Source organism: Limosilactobacillus fermentum, assembly GCF_013394085.1.
Classification (GTDB): domain Bacteria; phylum Bacillota; class Bacilli; order Lactobacillales; family Lactobacillaceae; genus Limosilactobacillus; species Limosilactobacillus fermentum.
In genome coordinates, this window is record NZ_CP040910.1 from 1,837,933 (window position 1) to 1,853,911 (window position 15,979).

General features: G+C 46.3%; 12 protein-coding genes and 2 pseudogenes. 7 read left to right on the plus strand and 7 right to left on the minus strand.

Features of this window, described 5'->3' with window-relative positions:
• Nucleotides 1-2: 2 nt before the first annotated feature.
• A complete protein-coding gene (gene larA, locus FG166_RS09240) occupies nt 3-1,283 on the minus strand; it encodes a nickel-dependent lactate racemase (protein ID WP_003681152.1) in 1,281 nt (426 codons plus the stop codon).
• 205 nt (nt 1,284-1,488) lie between these two features.
• Between larA and FG166_RS09245 the strand changes: the two genes are divergently transcribed.
• The 3 genes and pseudogenes from FG166_RS09245 to FG166_RS09260 all read left to right on the plus strand — a co-directional run bounded on the left by FG166_RS09245 (nt 1,489) and on the right by FG166_RS09260 (nt 4,561).
• Complete coding sequence (locus FG166_RS09245; protein ID WP_035430688.1) at nt 1,489-2,175, plus strand: Crp/Fnr family transcriptional regulator; 687 nt, start codon at nt 1,489-1,491, stop codon at nt 2,173-2,175.
• A 142-nt stretch (nt 2,176-2,317) separates the two neighbouring features.
• Nucleotides 2,318-3,556: pseudogene (locus tag FG166_RS09250) on the plus strand (ISL3-like element IS1165 family transposase).
• Nucleotides 3,557-3,871: 315 nt separating this feature from the next.
• A pseudogene (locus FG166_RS09260) lies at nt 3,872-4,561 on the plus strand (IS1380 family transposase).
• Between the two features lie 278 nt (nt 4,562-4,839).
• Here FG166_RS09260 and ptsP read toward each other — a convergent pair.
• The 4 genes from ptsP to rbsK (FG166_RS09280) all read right to left on the minus strand — a co-directional run bounded on the left by ptsP (nt 4,840) and on the right by rbsK (FG166_RS09280) (nt 9,428).
• A complete protein-coding gene (gene ptsP, locus FG166_RS09265) occupies nt 4,840-6,561 on the minus strand; it encodes a phosphoenolpyruvate--protein phosphotransferase (RefSeq protein ID WP_003681139.1) in 1,722 nt (573 codons plus the stop codon).
• 187 nt (nt 6,562-6,748) lie between these two features.
• Nucleotides 6,749-8,077, minus strand: coding sequence for an L-fucose:H+ symporter permease (fucP, locus tag FG166_RS09270; protein ID WP_003681137.1), 1,329 nt, complete (start codon nt 8,075-8,077; stop codon nt 6,749-6,751).
• Nucleotides 8,078-8,091: 14 nt separating this feature from the next.
• Complete coding sequence (gene rbsD, locus FG166_RS09275; protein ID WP_003681135.1) at nt 8,092-8,487, minus strand: D-ribose pyranase; 396 nt, start codon at nt 8,485-8,487, stop codon at nt 8,092-8,094.
• A 23-nt stretch (nt 8,488-8,510) separates the two neighbouring features.
• On the minus strand, nt 8,511-9,428 hold the full coding sequence (gene rbsK, locus FG166_RS09280) for a ribokinase (protein ID WP_003681133.1): 918 nt from the start codon (nt 9,426-9,428) through the stop codon (nt 8,511-8,513).
• Between the two features lie 301 nt (nt 9,429-9,729).
• On the opposite strand from rbsK (FG166_RS09280), the gene FG166_RS09285 reads away from it, so the two are divergent.
• Complete coding sequence (locus FG166_RS09285; RefSeq protein ID WP_137876778.1) at nt 9,730-10,653, plus strand: IS30 family transposase; 924 nt, start codon at nt 9,730-9,732, stop codon at nt 10,651-10,653.
• Between the two features lie 78 nt (nt 10,654-10,731).
• On the opposite strand, the gene FG166_RS09290 is transcribed toward FG166_RS09285, so the two are convergent.
• Nucleotides 10,732-11,691, minus strand: coding sequence for a sugar-binding transcriptional regulator (locus tag FG166_RS09290; RefSeq protein WP_003681127.1), 960 nt, complete (start codon nt 11,689-11,691; stop codon nt 10,732-10,734).
• A 103-nt stretch (nt 11,692-11,794) separates the two neighbouring features.
• On the opposite strand from FG166_RS09290, the gene deoC reads away from it, so the two are divergent.
• From deoC to rbsK (FG166_RS09305), 3 genes are read left to right on the plus strand one after another with little or no spacing between them, the layout of a single operon-like run.
• Nucleotides 11,795-12,448, plus strand: coding sequence for a deoxyribose-phosphate aldolase (deoC, locus tag FG166_RS09295; protein WP_003681126.1), 654 nt, complete (start codon nt 11,795-11,797; stop codon nt 12,446-12,448).
• Nucleotides 12,449-12,461: 13 nt separating this feature from the next.
• Nucleotides 12,462-13,478 carry an aldose 1-epimerase family protein gene (locus FG166_RS09300; RefSeq protein ID WP_003681125.1) on the plus strand — a complete coding sequence of 339 codons (1,017 nt, stop codon included), beginning with the start codon at nt 12,462-12,464 and terminating at the stop codon, nt 13,476-13,478.
• A gap of 33 nt (nt 13,479-13,511) precedes the next feature.
• Nucleotides 13,512-14,459 carry a ribokinase gene (rbsK, locus tag FG166_RS09305; RefSeq protein ID WP_003681124.1) on the plus strand — a complete coding sequence of 316 codons (948 nt, stop codon included), beginning with the start codon at nt 13,512-13,514 and terminating at the stop codon, nt 14,457-14,459.
• Nucleotides 14,460-14,518: 59 nt separating this feature from the next.
• On the opposite strand, the gene FG166_RS09310 is transcribed toward rbsK (FG166_RS09305), so the two are convergent.
• The gene (locus tag FG166_RS09310) at nt 14,519-15,943 is read right to left on the minus strand and encodes a PTS transporter subunit IIC (protein WP_003681123.1); all 1,425 of its coding nucleotides are present in this window, start codon (nt 15,941-15,943) and stop codon (nt 14,519-14,521) included.
• Nucleotides 15,944-15,979: the final 36 nt, after the last annotated feature.

Genomic DNA, 15,979 nt, shown 5'->3' on the forward strand with positions numbered 1-15,979 from the left:
TATTATTCATCCTTTACGATTACGCCAAGACCATCGGGAATGACCGTCACTTGGGCTGCAGGTCCTTCACGGTTGAAGGCGCTGGCGAGTGCGTCATCGATTGAGGTTGCCAGTTCCATATGCATGTTTGTGATGAGACTGGGTTCAACCAAGTCAGAAACCACAATCACGTGGTGGTTAACCAAGATCCGGGCCAAAATTTGTGAAGTCCATTGGTCAGGCACCGTTTCTAAGCGCGGTGTGTTAATCGCCTTATCCAAGAATTCTTGGGGATCGGCGACGTCAGCAATGTTGTGATAAAAGCCGTCACCACCATGACCATCACGACAGCCAGCTACGATGATAATCGTCCCGTTTTGCTTATTGGTGGCTTCAGCGGCCGTCATGCCTTTAACTGCTTGATAGATATTTTGATCGAGTGGATAACCACCATTAGTGGTGATGGCAATGTCGCTCTTGATGGCCTTAACACCAGCTAACTCACTAACAAAATCCGTTCCTTGTTTATGAGCCGCTTCAAGGTCACCGGCAAAGGAGCCAATGATGTGCTTGTCTTCATCCAAAACCACGTTCAAAATAAACTTTAAACCAGCTTTTCTGGCGGCGTAGACCATATCATGGTGCACCATGTTGTGGTGAAGATTCCCGGTTCGAGAGTGCTTGTCGTTGATAAACTCACCGGAGTGGTTAGCCATGATTGTCTTGTAAGAAGAAATACCCGGCAAGACGGACTTGCGCCCACCAGAGAACCCAGCGAAAAAGTGGGATTCAATGAAGCCTTCGGAGATCAATAGATCGGCTTCTTCGGCCACCTTGTTGATAATGAGGTCACCGCCAGAAGGAAGCTTACCAATTTTCACCATGTCTTCATCAACTTGAGATTTATGCATAACAATTTCTTCATTGGCCACAATCTCTTCGCCATATTTGGCGACTAATTCGGCATGCGTTGAAGGTCGGTGGAATCCAGTTGCTACGAGAATGCGAATCCGCGCCTCTGGTGCTACTGAGCGCAAGCGCCGAAGTAAGATTGGCGTAATGATGTGTGAAGGAACGGGCCGGGTGTGATCAGAGCTGATAATCACGATATTTTTCTTTCCCGTAGCCAATTCTTCTAGGGAAGGACTACCGATAGGGTTGTCTAACGACTGTTCAACCAAGTCTTTTTCAGAGAGGCTGGCTTGATAGGTCGCCGCTTTGGAGACCAAGATGCCGGCTAGGTTGGCATCGTTGATGTGTGCCGTGACCGATCCGTGGTCATAAGGGAGCTTAATGTCTGCCATAATCTAATCAATCTTCTTTCTTTCAAAGGTACAGTTAGCAATTATAAACGTTTCATTTTCGTTTTCATTGACAATCCTCACTATGAAAGTGAATAATCGGATATCAATAGCCAGTGTCATTACCAAATGTTAATGCGAAGGGATATCCTTTTTCGCTAAGATAGGACTTTGCTAACGATAATTAATTTTGGAAGGAGTACCGCTTTTGCCGAATAAAGATATTGATGATCTGGTCCGCTTCTTAAAGGACAAACAGATTTCGACGATCACGAAGAAGTATCACAGTTATTTAACCTTCCACGGTCTGAAGGACGCTAATGTCTTTATTTTGAAAGAAGGCATCATTAAGACGTCCGTTATCTTGCAAGACGGACGTGAATTTAACATTTCTTATATCAACCAACCTGACGTTATTTCACTGTTACATGACGAAGCTTTGCAATATGATGAGCAACCTTTTAACGTCCGCATTGAATCGGAGACGGCAACCTTTTATCAGGTTAATCGGGTAGAATTTTGGCAGTACGTGAATGCCAATTCAGAGTTACAGAACTACGTTAAACAGTATTATCGACACCGATTATCAGAAACCTTTGCCCGGATTCAACGACTCACCATGAACGGTAAGATGGGGGCACTGGCTAATTTCTTACATGACATTGCTGAGAAGTTTGGTCGGGATCTTCCCGATGGGGCCGGCGTGTTGATTGACTTTAACGTGACGAATGAAGATATTGCTGGGTTCTGTGGCATTGCTAATCAAACCAGTGTTAGCCGTATGATGCGTAAACTTAAGCTTGAAGATATCATTGACTTTGGCATGAGCAATGATCGTAAACGCCGAATTATCATTACCAATATGAAAAAATTAGACGACTACATTGCCTATTAATTTTGGGTCTAGAATTTTTGGTGTTGGAAAGTATTTCCATTCCAAAAGTACTAGGCCCTTTTTGATAACAAAAAAAGGCATCTAAGCCTCCCTAGTGCTATGCTTTAAGCGACGAAACTCAAGATAAGCGGGGTAGGAATAGATGTCTCAACTAGATAATACACTTAAATTACTGGGAATTACAGACACAAACATTCAGGTGTTCGGTACTCGTGAGGAATTTCATGGTCGGGGCTCGGGTCGCAAAAAGTATTTGGTCATCCAGGCAGAGCTTACCTACACACTCAGGCGCTGTCCCAGCTGTGGATACAATACGTTGCACCCTAACGGACACAAGCTCACTCATGTCCACATTGCAGGACCCATGGACCGGCCCGTAATTCTAGAGCTAAACAAGCAACGCTGGCGTTGTAGTAACTGCCATAGCACTTGTACGGCCACCACTCCAGTGGTATCAACCAACCACGCCATCGGTCACGGACTAGCGACTCATGTGCTGAAGCTAGCCAGTAAATCACTCCCGGCTAAGACTATCGCCAGTCTCACCGGTATTTCGACAAACTCAGTTCAGCGTATTTTGACGGCTAATATTCATCCACACGCGAGCCGCCGGTTACCGATTAATCTATGCTTTGATGAATTCCGTTCCACGCACGGCTCCATGTCGTTTATTTGCATTGACGCCGACACTCACAAATCAGTTAAAGTACTTAGCGACCGCCTTAATAGAACCATCAAACAGTTCTTTCTTAGTCAGTACAGCACCGCAGAACGGGCCGCGGTTCAACGCGTCATCATGGACATGAACGCCTCCTATCAGGCATTCGTGCACGAACTATTCCCTAACGCCGAACTCATTATTGATCGGTTCCACATTATTCAATTAATGGGCCGGACGATGGGTACCATTCGCACTCAATGTTTAAAGTAACTCGACAAGCATTCGCGGGAATATAAAGTACTGAAATCACTATGGCGCCTATTCCACAAGGCCAACCCTGACGCACAAAAGAGCCGCTACCTCTTCGGCCTGAATGAGTACTCGACCGAACAGAACGCCATTGATATTGGAACCGATACGTTTCCGGCCTTCAAAACAGCTTATGAAACCTACATCGATCTCCACGATGTTTTGATGGGGCGTCACGCTGATGAACTCAAGAATATCATCACTAACTATCAGCCTAACGGCACGCCCCTAGATACGGCCATGCATACCCTACGAAAGAATCTTAATGGAGTAATTAACGCCGCCAAATCGTCCTACTCTAACGGACCGATAGAGGGTATCAACCGTAAGATCAAGGAGCTCAAACGTGCTTGTTATGGCTTCTCCAATCAGGCCAATATGTTCACACGCGTCTACCAGCTGATTGCCTAGATTAGCTACCACAATAACGTCACGATGGTAGGCTTATTTGTTATGCCTTCAAGTACGATATTCAGACAACACACCAGATTAAACGCCGCAACTAATAAAACAACAAAAAAGATCTCCCACACGAGCTTCTTAGACTTACTTCCCCGATAGATATAAATTGCGGGTTATGTCCGTATAATTGGTGTAAATTCTAAATAGGACTTTGTGAAATCTGAAAGGAACTTCATTATGCCAAAAGTTGAATTAAATTGGCTCTACACTAAATCTTGTTGATGGATTACCATAGTGGTGATTCGTTGACAGGATTTTTTGGTTTTGAGGGCGGCGAATTATCAAACTCAGCTGCCCACGACTGACATTCTGATTCGTGGTGATAGTGGCTTCGCCACGCCAGAAGTTTACGATGTCTGTGAAGCCAACGATGTGTTTTACATTATTCGACTCAAACGCAATCGAAAATTACAGAATCTAGCTGAAAAGTTCGTCAAGATCAGTGATCAAACCCAGTGGTAAGAGGAAGAGACCCATTACTACTCTGAAATCTATCAATCAGCATCGTGGCCTAAGCCACGGCAGATTTATATTAAATCAACTCGAGTAGCTGGTGAACTGATCTTTTCACATGAATTTATCGTCACTAATCTGACTAATTTAACGGCTGAAACTGCCTTCGAACTGTATCACAAACGCAGCCAAATGGAAAATTACATCAAAGAAGCTAAAACAGGTTTCTTTTTCGATAAGACTGATAGTTCAACGTTTAATGCCAATGCTGCCCCGATGATGGTTAGTGTACTGGCTTACAATATTGTCAACTTTTTAAAGCAGCTAGCACTGACAAAACATGATTCCGGCTTGTGCGTTAGCACATTGCGGATTCGTTTATTCAAAGTTGCGGCACGTGTTGTGCATACTGACCGACGAATTCAGTTGCGGCTGAGCTCGTATCATGTTTACCATCGGCTGTCCTACCAGGCTCTACAGCGTATCCAGGCTATTGAATAACCGGTAAAATTAAAAAAATCTGTACAACCAAGGGACAAGTGTATCCAAAAGTTCAAAGCAATTCTGAGTTAGTTGAAAGATCTCACTAGCTAGAACTGATAAACATCGTATTTCAGCAAAAGATAAAGACATACCCGTCAGTTTTCGAAAAAATACGAAAACTGGCGGGATTTTTATGAACTATGAATAATTCAGGTGTATATAAAAACTGCTAACGCTACCTATTGTTAGGTAAAATTAGCAGTTTTAGTTAGTGTTTAATTAATTGGTTCAATTTTTTAGCCCAACTTGCTCTTCACGAAGTCTTGAACTTCTTCAACAGTGGCGTAGTTGGCGATGATTTCGTCAACGTAGCCGGCCCATTCCTTGGTGTCGAGCTTCTTCATCATGCTCCGGGTACGGAGGATGGAAGTAGCGGACATGGAGTATTCATCCAGGCCCATCCCCATCAAGAGTGGCAGTGCCATTTCGTCACCGGCCATTTCCCCACACATGGCGGCCTTAGCGCCGTTTTCGTGAGCGGAGGTGATGACGTGCTTAACTAGGGATAAGAAGGCTGGGTTCAGCGGTTGGTAAAGGTAGGAAACGGCTTCGTTCCCACGGTCAGCGGCGAAGCTGTATTGGATCAAATCGTTGGTCCCAATGGAGAAGAAGTCCACTTCCTTAGCCAGTTGAGCGGCGTTTAAAGCGGCCAGCGGGATTTCAATCATCATCCCGATCTTAACGTCGTCGCCCAGACCTGGGTGATCCTTTTGAACTTCAGCCTTGGCTTCTTCAAAGATCGCCTTGGCTTGACGAAGTTCGGCCACCGTCGCAATCATTGGGAACATGATTGAAACAGGTCCGAATTCAGAGGCGCGCACCAGGGCCCGTAATTGGGTCTTGAAGAGTTCTGGCCGGTCCAAGCAGATCCGGATGGCCCGGTAGCCCAAGAATGGGTTTTCTTCCTTTGGCAGTGGCATGTAATCGAGCGGCTTGTCCCCACCGATGTCCATCGTCCGAACCACGACTGGCTTACCATTCATGCCCACTACGGCCTTCTTGTAAGCTTCAAACTGTTCGTCTTCGCTTGGCATGTGGTCGTTGTCCATGTACAAGAATTCGCTCCGGAAGAGACCCACCCCGTCAGCACCTTGCTTAACGGCGTCTTCCGTGTCATCCGGCGTCCCGATGTTGGCCGCAATTTCAAATTCCTTGCCGTCCTTAGAAACGGATGGGGCATCGACTAACTTAGCCCATTCTGCCCGTTCGGCTTCGAAGGCTTCGGCCTTAGCTTCGTATTCCTTCACTTGGTCGTCACTCGGGTCAATGATGGCGTCCCCGTTCAAACCATCCACGATCATCATTTGACCGTGTTCAACGGAAGTCGTGATTTTGTTAGAACCAACGATGGCTGGAATCCGTAAGGTCCGGGACATGATGGCGGCGTGGCTCGTCCGGCCCCCCAGGTCGGTTACGATCCCCTTGACGAACTTAGCGTCCATCTGAGAAGTATCGGATGGGGTAATTTCGTGGGCCACGATCACCACCGGGCTGTTGATGCCGGCGATGTTTGGCAATTGCTTACCCAACAGGTGGCTCATTGCCCGCTTAGCAACGTCCTTAACGTCGGCAGCCCGTTCTTGCATGTAGGCGTTGTCGGTCATGGCGGCCAACATGTCAGCAAAGGCGGTCGTTACCTTGTCAACGGCTTCTTCGGCACCGGTGTGGTTGTTTTCGATGTTATCCTTAATTTGGCCCAGCATTTCCGGGTCAGATAAGATGGCGATGTGAGCGTCAAACACGCCCAGCTCTTCTTCCCCAAGGCGATCCTTAGCGTTCTCCTTGATTTGCGTCAATTCTTCAATTGAGTCTTGGAAGGCTTTTTCAACCCGAGCGTATTCCGCCGCCGTGTCATCAACCTTTACCTTGTCGTAGGACAGATCTGGGTCAACCAACAGGTATGCCGGGGCAATCCCGATCCCATCACTAGCTGCAATTCCCTTCACGTCTTTTGCCATTATATGTTCCTCCTAAATCTGGGTGTCAACCGTGTGACACTGCTCAATACGTCTAATTATAAACCGTTATCATTGTGAATTCTACCGTATATTAAGCGGTTGCATGTAACCGGTTCAACACGTTGTTATCCTATAAAAAACAGGCTGATTCTGCAAGAGAATCACCCTGTTTTTTGTAAATTTATAATTAAGCCTTTTGAGCTTCCTTCTTAGCGATCTTGTGTTCAGAAAGGAAGAACCACAGGATCAGGGCAAAACCAATTGCCGGAACGATGAAGGAGAATTGCATGGAACCAGTCAGGTCAGAAACACGACCCATGATAACCGGAAGGGCTGCCCCACCAACGAGGGACATAACCATCAGGGCACCACCAGTTTCGGTGTGTTGCTTTTCTTCGATCTGGTCCAACCCGTGAGCGTAAACCGTTGGGTAAACTGGGCCGAAGAAGAAACTAGTCGCAACGGCACCCCAGATTGCCAATGGTGAGTGAATTGAGCAAGTCAGCAGAAGAACAATCGTCCCTAATACACAGTACCAAATCATCGTCTTGGTAATGGAGTAACGGTTCATGAACCAGTTGGCAAAGAGCTTCCCAACAAACCATACCATGTAGCTAATGATCATGTAGTTAGTTGCGGCATGGTCAGAAATCCCCGGAACAATCCGCAGTGCCAAACGAATGGTGAAGGACCATACACAGGTCTGGATCCCAACGTAAAGGAATTGGGCCCCAACCGCCTTCATGAAGCGCCAGTTGTGGAACAGGTAGTTTAAGGATTCACCCATACTTGGTTGGTTAGCAGTCTTAGCGTCCGCCTTCGCCTTCCCGTATGGCATCTTCGTAATTGCTACCAATACTAACAGGATCAACAGAACAAACAAGATGTACTTGTACGGACGAAGCGTCAGGGCAAGGACTTCCTTGTTTAGTGCCATCTTTTGTGCAGCGTTCAAACCAGCAGACTCATTTTGCAAGTTACTGTGACCGCTAAAGATCAGGTACTTCCCTAAGATGATCCCCATGGCATCCCCGAACGGAATCAAAGTTTGGGAGATGTTAATCCGCCGGTTGGCAAACTCACGCGGCCCCATCATCGTTGAGTAAGTGTCACAAGAAGTTTCCAAAAAACTCAAACCAATGGCGATAACGAAGATGGCCGCTAAGAACATCCCGTAGGTTGCCATGTGAGAAGCCGGGAAGAACAGCGCACAACCAATAATGAAGAATGTCAAACCGGTCATAATAGCTGTCTTGTACGTGTTCTTCCGAATAATGTATGACGCAGGAAGGGCGATCAAGAAGTACCCACCGTAAAAGGCCGATTGAACGAAGGCAGTTGCCGTATCGCTCAACGTAAAGACCGTCTTGAACTGCGTGATCAAAATATCGTTAAGTGACGCTGCCATCCCCCACATTGGGAAGATCAACGAAACTAAAATGTATTGCCAAACCGGCGTCTTGCTGAGGTAGCCGTCGTCATATTGAACCCACGACTGCTTCTTTAAGTTATCCATGTCCTTACTCCTCCTTAGAAGGTTACCCCGGACTCAAGAATGATGTTTGAGTACGGCGTCATCTCACCCGTCCGAATAAATGCATGCGTCTTAGCTAAGTTCTTCTTCAAATCCGTGTGTGGCATAAACTCAATTTCAACATCTGGCAGTGCCTGCTTGATGTTTTCTAATTGTTCTGGGTTTTGGTCCTTGATTTCATCTGCTAAGTAGATCTTTTGAACCTTCATTTCCTTCAGAACGTTTTCCAAGATTTGCATGAACGTAGGCAATTCCTTGTCTACGCACAGGTCAATCTTCTTCGTCCCCATCGGAACTGGCATCCCGGCATCACCAATTGATAACCAGTCCATGTGTCCCATGCCAGCAACGACAGATGCTACTTCTGAATTTAAAATTCCACTCTTCTTCATGACTAATAACCTCCAAAACGACTCTACTTCAATGCTTCTTGAACTTGGTCAAACGTTGGGATTGATGGCATTGCCCCCATCCCTTGAACCGTCAAACTCGATGCGCGCTGAGCGTAGGTAATGGCGTCTGCCAAGTTCGAGAAGTCCGGTAACAATTGTGAAATTAACGCCCCAATAAAAGTATCCCCTGCTGCGGTAGTATCAATTGCCTTTACCTTGAAGGCTGGTACCGTTCCGGAACCATCCTTAGTTGAGTAGTAGGCCCCCTTTGAACCTAGGGTTACTAGGGTTACGCCAACCCCTTTGGCACGGAAGTACTCAGCAGTTTGATCCAGTGATGCATCATCCGTGATCTCAATCCCAGTCAGCAAAGCACTTTCCGTTTCGTTAGGAGCAATGATGTCCGTGTATTCCAGCAACTCCGGCAGGATTTCCGTTGCCGGTGCTGGATTCAAAACTGTAATAACACCATTTGCCTTCGCCATCTTAAATGCTTCTAAGGCAACAGTCTGTGGTGTTTCAAATTGGGTGATCAAAAAGTCGACCTTCTTCATCACTTCCTCGCTCTTACTAAGAACGTCCTTAGTCATCGCTTGGTTAGCCCCACCATAAACCATGATGTCATTTTGGCCATTTTCATCTAAAGTAACTAGCGCAGTCCCCGTACCGTGGCGCGGGTCATTCCCCACGTTCGTCGTGTCAATGTGATCTTCTTGTAAGGCATCACGCATGAACTTCCCTTCGGAGTCTGCGCCAACCATTCCAATGAAGTACGTCTCTGACCCAGAACGGACTGCAGCGACTGCTTGGTTCGCTCCCTTACCACCAGGCGCTGAACTCTTATCCGTTGCAGCTAGCGTTTCACCAGGTTCTGGGAAACGGTGAACGTGATAAGTCGTATCAACATTGATGCTTCCAAGAACAGCAACTTTGTTTGACATATAATTTCCTCCTGTTACAACGCATCCACGTAAAACGTTTTGTTAAAACCTTTTACGTACCAATCGACCCGTTTAGTTTATCATCACAAGAAAGCGGTTGCAACAAAAAATAGCGTCTTCAAAATCCTGATTATCACTCGTTATGCAAGCGTTTGCTAAATAATTTATTCGCAAATACCTATCATTACAACAATCAAAATGGCAGATTGTAAAATTTAAGTTGAACATTTAAGTGGACAGAAAAACCCATCAAGGTCTTTAATGGTGTTACCACAACATTCCATTAGAAAGAAGGACCCTGATGAGCACCACTATTTTATCATTCCAGAACCGTGTTGTCATTGAAACGCTCCATAATGAAGGACGTTCCTTGCGATACATCGCTAACTACTTAGGCTTTAGTAAGGCCACCATCTTTAACGAACTTCACCGGCTAAATAGTGAGTACCGGGCTGAGCTAGCGCAAACTGACTTTGAACGCAAGGTTAGTCAACGGGGGCGGAAGTCTTCGCTCACTAAAAACCTTAAACACTTAATCGAGGAAAAGATTCAAGTCCAGAAGTGGTCCCCTGAACAAGTTGCCCATGTGGTGGGGGTTGCCTACAAGACGGTCTATAACTGGATTGATCAAGGCTGGCTTGATATACAGTTGCCCGATTTACCTGATCATGGAATTCGTCGTCATCGTGCTAAAGAAAAGCGTGGTACGTTCAATCACGGCCGCTCCATTGAGGAGCGTCCTCATAAAGTCGAAACTCGCCAGGAATTCGGCCACTTTGAAGCTGATACCGTACTTTCTGGTAAACGTAAAGGTCAAGCTGTGGCTACTTTTGTGGAGCGTAAAAGTCGCCTGACAATTGTTAAACGGCTCCATGGTCGCGATAGTCGGTCCATGACTCAAGCCGTACTTGAACTAGCTAGTCAACTTCAAGGCAAGCTCAAGACGCTTACCGTGGATCATGGTAAAGAGTTCGCTAACTACCAGACAATTGAACAGCTAACAGGTACTCAGGTTTATTTTGCCCATGCTTATTCACCACATGAACGCGGTAGTAATGAAAACCGTAACCGAGTTTTGCGACGGTTTATTCCCAAGGGACAAGCCATTGAAGAACTAAGTGATTACCAACTGGTTCAAATCAATTGGTATCTGAATTCACGGCCACTTAAATGTCTTAATTGGCATACACCAATCGAGATCTTCTTGCTTAATCTACGTCACTAAATTCGTTCAAGTTATTTCTTGCAATCTGCCAAATAAAAAAAGAATTTTAGCAAAAGCACTAAAATTCTTTTTAATTTTTTACATCTCTATGAGTTGTTTTGCATCTTCTAAATCGGTAATTAACTCGCTTGCGTACCCACCAACTAAGGCGGCGTGAAGTGCTGCTAGCTTCGTACTCCCGCCCGCCACGAGGATTGAATGGCGTTTCAATTTTAACTGCTCAATGGGCAGCGCCATTGTTTGCTTCGATAATTGCGGATCAGCCACTTGGCCTTTACGATCAATAAATTGGGAAATTGCATCACCAACCGCATGTTGCTTTAAATAGGCAATCTGCTCCGCAGTTAAATACCCCAATTGAAACAGCATTGCATCATCCATCGTTGTTCCAACCGTAAAGAGGGCAATCTCAGCAGTAGCCGCTGTTTCCATGATTTGGTGAATAAACCGGTCCCTTAAAACAGCATCCCGGGTCTCTTGGTTATCAAAGATGACAGGAACCGGAAGAATTAAGGTTTGGGTGCTAAAAGCTTGGTTGAATTTTTCGGCAATGTAGCTGGCGTAGTTATTTCGCGATGAATTTGCGACCGTCCCCTTCAGATATACCGTTTGAACATCTTTTTTATTACTTGGTTGCAAGTAATCTGCCACGGCAGCCATTGTCCTCCCCCAACTTAACCCAATTGTGTCACCATCTTGGACAATTTCTTGGAGGTAGTTTGCCGTTGCTTGCCCCAGTTGTTCAAGAATCTGGGGATATGATTCACCCACTTGGTCAACAACAATCGCCCTTTTCAAACCGTACTTGGTTCGTAAATCCTGCTCTAAACTACCAACGTTTTCAAAAGGGTCCTGGATTCGAATATCAACCATTCCCGTATCAACGGCATACTGTAAGTACCTAGAAACCGTTGGTCGGGAGATTTCTAAATTTTTTGCAATATCAGTTTGACTAACTTTATCTAGATAGTAAGAGCTAGCAATCCGTAGTGCCAGCTTGAGTTGTGTTTCCGTTAATTTTTCACTTCGCATCACCATTCAACCCTCCTTGTCGTTTTCATATTTCCATTTTAATTATTTACAATTGAAAAAACAATAAATATAATGAAAGCGTATTCAAATAAAAAGGGAGCTAGAAATAATGGAATTTAATAACTACATTGACCACACCCTTCTCGCCCCAGAGGCAACTGAAGAGCAAATTGAACGCATCGCCAAAGAGGCGATGGACAATAACTTTCACACGGTAATGATTAACCCCTACTGGGTTGAAAAAGTCCACCTACTTCTGAAGGGTTCTTCTGTCAAAACGGCTTGTGTAATTGGATTTCCCCTCGGGGCCAACACCACCAAAATCAAGGTTGCTGAAGCTACAGATGCCATTGAGAATGGTGCTGATGAGTTGGACATGGTCATGAACATCGGCGAAATGAAATCTGGTCACTTGGATAAAGTGGAGCAGGATATCCAAGCAGTCGTTGATGTCTGCCACCAAAATAAGCGTGTTATTAAGGTCATCATCGAAACTTGTCTCCTAACTGATGACGAAATTGAAGCGGCCGCTAAGATCGTTGCTAAGACGGGGGCTGACTTTGTTAAAACCTCGACTGGTTTCTCCACCCAAGGCGCCACCGTCCACGCTGTCGAGATTATGGCCCAAGCGGTCAAGGGGACTTCCACGGCCGTTAAAGCCTCTGGCGGTATCCACACCCCTGAGGACGCCCAAGCAATGATTGATGCGGGTGCTACCCGTTTAGGAGTCAGTCACAGTCTTGCCATCATCGGTAAAGCATAGGAGGAGTCGTAACATGAAGAAATTTAACCTGAGCCATGAAATGTTTTCCGCCGCTACGTTTGACCTTTACGAAGACGACAACTTTAGGGTATCAACCTTCAAGTACCCCTCTGGTGTTGAAGCTCTGAAGGTGTCCAACAGCCGGGGTTACCTCACTCTCTTACCGTTCTATGGTTTGATGGTTTGGGACGCTGTTTTTGATGGCATCACCTTGAAGGAAAAAGATGGTTTCAGTCAGCCACTTTTCGGTAAGCAGATCTCTGACACTTACGGCGCCTTTGAATTTACCTCCGGCTTACTGGCAAACGGGAACCCCAGCCCCGAGGATAACCACGTTCAACACGGGGAGTTTGCAACGGCACGCATGGATCACGCAGCACTAGTTGTTGATGATGATACCATCACTGTTACTAGCGATTACGAGTACATCAAGGGTTTTGGTGACCACTACCTAGCCACCCCATCAGTTACGATGCGCAAGGACAGTGGCCTCTTTGATATTGAGCAGCACGTCAAGAACCTGTCTAACTGTGCCCCAATGACCTTGCAATACATGTGTCACCTTTGCTACGCCTACGTTGATAACGCAACAATGACGTCCAACATTCCTGATGAAGCCTTCCAGCTACGGACCTCCGTCCCGGCCCACGTTCACCCAACTCCAGAATGGACGGCCTTCACTAAGGAATTAGAGGAGAGTGGCAAGTTAATTGACAAGCTCGATGACCCAAGTCACTACGATCCAGAAATCGTCTTCTTCTCCTCCGACTTAACTAAATACACTGACACCGCAGAATTCCGGGTTGACCTTGGAAATGGTCATAACTTCTTAACCACTTACAAGACCGCCGAGCTACCAATCGTTACCCGTTGGATTCTTTATAACGGTGATCAACAAGTCAACGCTTTTGCCCTACCAGGAACTTGCACCCCGGAAGGCCAATTAGCCGCTAAAAACGCCGGCACTCTTATCACACTCAAGCCGCAAGAAGAACGTCACTTCCACGTTGTTACTGGTTTAGAAAACTAACCACCTCGCTTGTTTTAAAAAGGAGTGAAGAACATGACCCACGATATTACTGTAATTGGCTCCAACATGATGGAATTAACGACCGATATTGACCGCATGCCTAAGTTAGGGGAAACTGTTAGCGCCCCAAGTTTTCACATGGCCTTTGGGGGAAAGGGGGCTAACCAAGCTTACGCCGCCGCTCAACTAGGCTCCTCAGTGGCCATGATTTCAAAGGTGGGCTCCGACAGTCTTGGTCAAGCCTACTTGGAACACTTCCAACAGAGCGGCATTGACATTACGGGCGTTAGCGTCGGTAACCAAAGTAATGGAGTGGCGCCATGCTTCATCCAAGGCAATATGAACAGTATCATCGTGGTTCAAGGGGCTAACAGTGAGTTAACGCCAGACGTTCTTGATCAATACACCGATCTCATCAAAAGCTCCAAAATGGTTATCTTGCAACAAGAGATTTCGCTGGCAACGGACTACCGAGCCATTGACCTAGCTGAACAATTCCATGTTCCGGTGATGCTAAACCCAGCTCCCGCGAATGATAACGTTGACTTAGAACACATCACCAAGTGCGAGTTTTACTCTCCAAACGAAACGGAACTCGGTCGTCTCACCCACCTGCCGGTAGAATCTATCGACCAAATTAAAGACGCTGCCCATTCCCTTGTTGACCAAGGGGTTAAAAACGTAATCGTCACAATCGGAAGTCGAGGAGCACTCTGGGTTTGTGCGGATCATGAAGAGCTCATCCCCTCTTACAAAGTCAATGCCGTCGACTCCATCGGGGCTGGCGACTCATTCGTGGGGGCCTTTGCCCACTACTACACGAATGGTGAAGACATCCCAACTACTTTAAGGCACGCCAACGCCTACGCCGCCGTTACCGTAACGATGTCCGGAAGCCAAACCTCGTACCCATCCGCAGCCGAATTACCTCAGCTACAAGAGCAACTGGGCATCACCGTCGACCCGACTCAACTTGCTTAACTGAAACAAAAGACCAGTGGTTCAAATCTGCGAACCACTGGTCTTTTTGTGTCATAATCTTATTTTGCATTCTTTTCCGCCATCCGGTTCAAATAAGACCAAATTTGTGGTCGATACCGGCGAAGCCCATACAACGCTACCAAGTAGATAACGATACAAAGCCCAATCCAAACCGGATTCTGGGAAATAAAGGCCGCAAATATAAGGGCGTTTACCGGCCGGGCAATTAGATTGAAGCTAGTAATCAAGACTACCCCGGCTGGAATCGCCACCCCATTGTGAGAAACCGTACCGGTGTAGATAGTTCCTAACCAACTGGAGGCGTACAGCCCCAATGAGAACCAAACAATTCCGTTGGCAATCACCTTTAAAATATTGCCACGAGTAACGGCGACGATCGATTCAACCATGAAGGGCAACGATATTAAATCAACTACCGGTAGAGTCCGATTCCCCGGTAAGATGAAGGCGATTACCACAATAATCGGTATTAGAATCACCCCGGCAATGATTGTAGCTGGCTCCCCGTAACCAACCCCATCATCAACACCAAGGAACCACCGTTTTTTATCGTGAATAGCATCGATTTCTTTTCCTTGCTCAGCCACTTCCTTTTTGCGATTCTTGTCAATCTCTTCAGCCAATGGCGCGAAGGCTTTGGCAAAGACTCCGGTCACCAGCGGGAAAATTGTCATTACGGCAGCTAGCTGCACGGCAAACTGGAGGATTTGTCCCCAAGCTTTGATAGTTCCTAAACTATGGAGATTCCCTAGGATACCGATAATTAACCCTAACAACGCCCCTAAGGTCGTCGGTTCCCCAAACACGCCTAACTTATTCTTAAAGTATTCCGGAGTCACCTTAACCTTGTTGAAGCCGAGTAGGTTCCACAGTGGATCCAAAAGAATTGCCGGGATGGTCTGCTCAATGTTATGCGGGGCCGCCACCGTAGCGTTTTTGACCCCATAGTAATCTGACCATCGATCTGCCTGAACTTCCGCCAACACTAAGGAATACAGGAGCATAAAAAAGGACAACCCCATCGACAACCAAAAGTTGTGGGTAACATAGTAGGCCATCGTCCCCCAAATCATGAAACCAAAGTTGTTCCATAAGTTAGAGGCCATAAAGACTTTAGTGATTCCCAAGGCAAAGATCAGCAATTCAAACAGAAGCCCGAACACAAAGAAAGCCAGGCCTACAGTTGACCCAAAGCTAGCTAGAGACCCGGCTTGCCAGCCAATGTCGACCACCGGGAGTTTAATTCCGGTAGTACTCACCATCTGCTTAATAATCTTAGTGACCACCGGTGTGAATTCTGAAATGATCCAACCAAAACCCGTCAGCCCCACCCCGGCGTAAAGGGCGCTCATCATTGCCATTTTGGGTTGAACCTTTAAGAAAAGGGCGATGATAAAAATCATCACCGGGACGACAACGCTAGCCCCAAACGCCGTAAAAAAGGCATTGACATCTTGAAACATATTTTCCACCCCATCTGCTAGTGTACATTGAAAATA